This is a genomic window from Shewanella sp. 11B5, assembly GCF_002836795.1.
Taxonomy (GTDB): Bacteria; Pseudomonadota; Gammaproteobacteria; order Enterobacterales; family Shewanellaceae; genus Shewanella; species Shewanella frigidimarina.
The window spans coordinates 1-4,825 of the sequence record NZ_PJAP01000439.1 but is presented as its reverse complement, the minus strand read 5'-3'; the positions used below and the strand labels follow the sequence as shown (position 1 = coordinate 4,825).

Annotated in this window: 7 protein-coding genes; 4 read left to right on the top strand and 3 right to left on the bottom strand. The window is 41.7% G+C overall.

The window, feature by feature from the left end; genetic code table 11:
- From CXF78_RS10250 to gloA, 4 genes are all read left to right on the top strand, one after another.
- On the top strand, positions 1–249 hold a 249-nt coding region (locus CXF78_RS10250), incomplete at its 5' end, for an FMN-binding protein (RefSeq protein ID WP_145991414.1).
- A complete protein-coding gene (locus CXF78_RS10245; RefSeq protein ID WP_102036716.1) occupies positions 242–937 on the top strand; it encodes an electron transport complex subunit E in 696 nt (231 codons plus the stop codon). The genes CXF78_RS10250 and CXF78_RS10245, both read left to right, overlap by 8 nt.
- A gap of 58 nt (positions 938–995) precedes the next feature.
- Positions 996–1,637: an endonuclease III gene (gene nth / locus CXF78_RS10240; protein ID WP_102036715.1), complete on the top strand. Its 642-nt coding sequence runs from the start codon at positions 996–998 to the stop codon at positions 1,635–1,637.
- Between the two features lie 378 nt (positions 1,638–2,015).
- Positions 2,016–2,426, top strand: a complete 411-nt coding sequence (gene gloA / locus CXF78_RS10235; protein WP_059743767.1) for a lactoylglutathione lyase — start codon at positions 2,016–2,018, stop codon at positions 2,424–2,426.
- Positions 2,427–2,604: 178 nt separating this feature from the next.
- Here gloA and ruvB read toward each other — a convergent pair whose 3' ends face one another.
- From ruvB to ruvC, 3 genes are read right to left on the bottom strand one after another with little or no spacing between them, the layout of a single operon-like run.
- Complete coding sequence (gene ruvB / locus CXF78_RS10230) at positions 2,605–3,615, bottom strand: Holliday junction branch migration DNA helicase RuvB (RefSeq protein WP_102036714.1); 1,011 nt, start codon at positions 3,613–3,615, stop codon at positions 2,605–2,607.
- Positions 3,616–3,645: 30 nt separating this feature from the next.
- Positions 3,646–4,263, bottom strand: coding sequence for a Holliday junction branch migration protein RuvA (gene ruvA / locus CXF78_RS10225; RefSeq protein WP_011637637.1), 618 nt, complete (start codon positions 4,261–4,263; stop codon positions 3,646–3,648).
- On the bottom strand, positions 4,260–4,781 hold the full coding sequence (ruvC, locus tag CXF78_RS10220) for a crossover junction endodeoxyribonuclease RuvC (protein ID WP_011637638.1): 522 nt from the start codon (positions 4,779–4,781) through the stop codon (positions 4,260–4,262). The genes ruvA and ruvC overlap by 4 nt, the downstream gene beginning before the upstream one ends.
- Between the last annotated feature and the right edge of the window lie 44 nt (positions 4,782–4,825).

The window sequence follows — 4,825 nt, the reverse complement described above, 5'->3', positions numbered from 1 at the left end:
CCAGGGCTTGGTGATAAAATTGACCTGCGAAAATCTGATTGGGTCACTCATTTCAGTGGTAAATTATTTAAAGACAACACCAACATGTGGAAAGTAAAAAAAGATGGTGGCCAATTCGATCAATTTACGGGTGCCACGATTACTCCGCGTGCTTATGTTAAAGCGATCGCCAATGCACTGACATTTGTCGAACAACATCGCCAAGCACTTTATCAAAGTCATTATGCCTGTGAGGCCAACCATGAGTAAATACAGTGAAATTGCAGCTCAGGGGCTATGGAAAAATAACCCCGGTTTAGTGCAACTATTAGGGTTGTGTCCGCTACTAGCTGTTACGGCTACCATCACCAATGCACTAGGTTTGGGCATCGCTACATTGTTGGTATTAATTGGCTCCAATGTTTTGGTCTCTTTGGTTCGCGATTTTGTACCTAAAGAAATTCGTATACCAGTATTTGTCATGATCATTGCCGCACTTGTTACTTGCGTGCAATTACTGATCAACGCTTATGCCTATAATTTATATTTGTCATTAGGTATTTTCTTACCTTTGATTGTAACCAACTGCGTCATTATCGGCCGCGCAGAAGCATTTGCCTCGCGTAACTCATTAGCGCATTCGGCATTCGATGGATTAATGATGGGCTTAGGCTTTACCGCTGTACTGGTTGTTTTAGGTGCTAGCCGCGAATTGCTCGGCCAAGGAACGTTATTTGGCGGTGCAGATTTACTATTAGGTGATTGGGCAAGTGTGTTAACCATTCATGTATGGCATGTGGACACGCCATTTTTATTGGCTATGTTGCCGCCGGGAGCATTTATTGGCATGGGATTATTAATAGCCCTTAAAAATGTCATCGATAGCCGAGTTAACGCCATGCAACCTAAAGTTGAAAGTGTTAGCGTAACGCGTGCGCGGATCACTAAAGTCAACTAACACGACTGCACAGTTAATCTGGAGCGGCCGTAAACTTAACGATAAATGACCGATTATTATGAATAAAGATAAGCGATACCAGATACTTAGCAGATTAAGAGACAATAACCCTAAGCCTGAAACTGAATTGAACTTTTCGAGTCCATTTGAGCTACTCGTTGCGGTCACGCTATCAGCACAAGCAACCGATGTGAGTGTCAACAAAGCAACTGATAAGTTGTTTCCGGTTGCCAATACGCCTCAAGCAATATATGACTTAGGGATTGACGGGCTTAAGCAATACATCAAAACTATAGGCTTATACAATAACAAAGCTGTTAACGTGATTAACGCTTGTAAAAGGTTGATTGATTTACATGCTGGTGAAGTACCAGAGAATCGTGAAGCATTAGAGGCTTTACCAGGCGTAGGACGTAAAACAGCAAATGTGGTCCTCAATACCGCCTTTGGCTGGCCAACTATTGCTGTCGATACTCATATTTTTAGGTTAGCGAATCGAACTAGGTTTGCCCCTGGCAAAAATGTCGACCAAGTTGAATTGAATATGCTTAAAGTGGTGCCGAGCGAGTTTAAAGTAGATGTGCATCATTGGTTTATTCTACACGGACGTTATACCTGTTTAGCACGAAAACCACGATGCGGCAGCTGTATAATCGAAGATTTATGCGAGTTTAAAGACAAGGTATACCCAGAAGATTAACCCCCAAAGCACCGAAGGCACTTTGGGGGTTTTGTATCAATATATTGGATATTAACTCATCAATTAATATCCAATACATCTTTCGTGATGGCGCAAATGGGACTATCTATTTTTTGCTGACGCTTAAAACAACGACACAAAAAATGCACTAAAACAAATCGCAATAACAACAGTTGTACCTAATGCCATTTTCAATTCTGTATTCATTGTCTTGCCTCCAAATGTGTATATGGCAACAATAACGCTTTTTAGCGTTTAACCCAAAAAATATCCTCACAAATGTGAGCTAAAGCAAAATTTTATTGGTATCAACCGCTAATATTTTCATTGTCATCCGAGCTTGTTAAACTTAGATAAATTTTTATAAGAGAGCATATCATGTCGCAATTACTTCATACGATGATCCGAGTAGGCAACCTAGAACGCAGCATTCAATTTTATACCCAAGTGATGGGCATGAAGCTACTGCGTCAATCTGAAAACTCAGAATATAAATACACCCTCGCCTTTGTTGGTTTTGGTGAAGAAACCACAGGCCAAGCCGTTATCGAATTAACCTATAACTGGGGTACCGATACATACGATTTAGGCAATGGTTTTGGACATTTGGCCATAGGCGAAGACGATATTTATGCACGCTGTGAAGCCATCGCTGCTGCTGGCGGTAAAATCACTCGAGCCCCAGGCCCAGTTGCTGGCGGTAAAACTGAAATAGCCTTTGTAGAAGACCCTGACGGTTACAAAATCGAATTAATTCAAAAGAAATCGGCGACCGAAGCACTTGGTTAATATTGCCTTGCTGCAGCATTAGTTTTACTTAAAGCACACTTTAGATACGCTAGATATAATAAAACCAGCATAAGCTGGTTTTATTATTTTGATGACCGAGATTTTGTACCAACACATCACTGTTAATGACGGTATACCTGAACGTCGTTAATGTATGGCTAAAATAGAAATAAACAGGTTAAGCTTTTTCAGGTCTAACCAAACTAAAATGATCATAGGCTCTTTGAGAAGCGATACGCCCTCTTGGCGTGCGTTGAATAAACCCTTGTTGAATTAAAAAAGGCTCCAATACATCTTCAATTGTTTCGCGGTCTTCACCGATGGCTGCCGCTAGATTGTCTAATCCAACAGGGCCACCCATAAATTTATCAATAATGGCCAATAATAATTTACGGTCTAAGTAATCAAAACCTTGGTCATCTACATCCAATAAATCCAATGCATATTCAGCCACTGTTTGAGACACTTTACCGTCATGTTTTACTTCGGCATAATCGCGTACTCGACGTAATAATCGATTGGCAATTCGCGGAGTTCCGCGTGAACGTTTAGCAATTTCAATAGCCCCTTGTTCATCAATCTCAAGATTCATTACGTTGGCTGAACGAGTTACAATTGTGGTTAAGTCTACGACGTTATAAAACTCTAAACGTAATGGAATACCAAAACGAGCCCGCAATGGCGAGGTTAATGCACCAGCACGAGTCGTGGCGCCGATAAGAGTAAATGGCGGTAAATCCAATTTAATTGAACGCGCGGCTGGACCATCACCAATCATAATATCCAGTTGGTAATCTTCCATTGCTGGATAAAGAATTTCTTCCACTACAGGGCTTAAGCGATGGATTTCATCGATAAACAGCACATCACCTTCTTCAAGATTGGTTAATAATGCCGCTAAATCACCCGCTTTTTCAAGCACAGGGCCAGAAGTGGATTTGATATTCACGCCCATTTCATTAGCCACAATCATGGCTAACGTTGTTTTCCCCAAACCTGGAGGACCAAAAATCAGCATGTGATCGAGGGCTTCACGACGATTTATCGCGGCTTGAATAAAAACCTTAAGCTGAGCTCGAGTATCATCTTGACCGGTATACTCATCCAACATTTTAGGGCGCATAGCACGATCAATCAGTTCATCTTGACCTTGTACCTGCGGTTGGATTAGTCGATCAGCTTCAATCATTTTTACGTACCCTGTTTATGCATATCATATTTATAGCATTGATTTTAATGCAGCTTTAATTAGCGTTTCTGAACTCATGCCTTCTTTAAAAGCCGCAGAAACTGACTTGCTGGCCTGAGCTGGTTTATAACCTAACGACAATAAAGCTGAAATGGCATCTTCTTCTGCACTATCAACAGCCGCTGCTGGAGTATAATTACTTTGCAGCATAAACTCGCGCTCTGAACCTGCAGAAGCTTCAAGTAAGCTTTTAAGCTTATCACGCATTTCAATCACCAAACGCTCTGCGGTTTTCTTACCAACGCCAGGCAGTTTTACTAAAGTCGCAATATCATCACGTTCAACACATGACACGAACTCCGACGCTGTCATACCCGACAAAATAGTTAATGCCAGTTTAGGCCCAACGCCATTGGTTTTAATCAATAAACGGAATAATGCACGTTCTTGTTTAGTGATAAAACCGTAAAGTAGCTGAGCATCTTCACGCACCACAAAATGAGTAAATAACATAGCAGCTTGGTTTAACGCTGGTAATTCATAAAAGCTGGTCATCGGCACTTGTAACTCATAACCGACGCCATTGACATCAAGCACCACTTCAGGCGCTTGCTTTTCTACTAATATTCCGCTTAGACGACCTATCATTTGTATCTTCCATATGTTCTGCTGCTAGCTTTACCGCCCATAGCGATAAGGCTTTGATAAGTATGAAAATGGCATATTGCTACCCCTAATGCATCAGCCGCGTCAGCTTGAGGTGAAGCAGGTAGTTTAAGTAATTGCTTAATCATATGTTGAACTTGCGTTTTTTGAGCTCGGCCAGTGCCCACTACAGCACTTTTAATCTGAGTTGCGCTATATTCCGCAACGGGCAGTCCAGCACAAGTAGCTGCAACAATTGCCGCGCCTCTGGCTTGACCAAGCTTTAAGGCTGAATCAGCATTTTTAGCCATAAATACCCGCTCAATAGCAAACTCATCTGGTTTATATTGGGTAATGATTTCGCATAAACCTGCATAAATTTGTTGTAATCGTTGTGGTAAATCATCAGCAGAGGTTCGAATACAGCCACTACCAAGGTAAATCTGTTGACGGCCTTGGCATTGGATCACACCGTAGCCTGTAATGCGGGAGCCGGGATCGACTCCTAAAATAATGGCCATTCATGCCTCATGCGTTGTCTAACGCTTGCATAACGTCATCTGAT

Bases quoted from the DNA above. Each gene is read 5' to 3' on its own strand.
- CXF78_RS10245 (WP_102036716.1), top strand. From the start codon at position 242: ATGAGTAAATACAGTGAAATTGCAGCTCAGGGGCTATGGAAAAATAAC.
- nth (WP_102036715.1), top strand. From the start codon at position 996: ATGAATAAAGATAAGCGATACCAGATACTTAGCAGATTAAGAGACAAT.
- gloA (WP_059743767.1), top strand. From the start codon at position 2,016: ATGTCGCAATTACTTCATACGATGATCCGAGTAGGCAACCTAGAACGC.
- ruvB (WP_102036714.1), bottom strand. From the start codon at position 3,615: ATGATTGAAGCTGATCGACTAATCCAACCGCAGGTACAAGGTCAAGAT.
- ruvA (WP_011637637.1), bottom strand. From the start codon at position 4,263: ATGATAGGTCGTCTAAGCGGAATATTAGTAGAAAAGCAAGCGCCTGAA.
- ruvC (WP_011637638.1), bottom strand. From the start codon at position 4,781: ATGGCCATTATTTTAGGAGTCGATCCCGGCTCCCGCATTACAGGCTAC.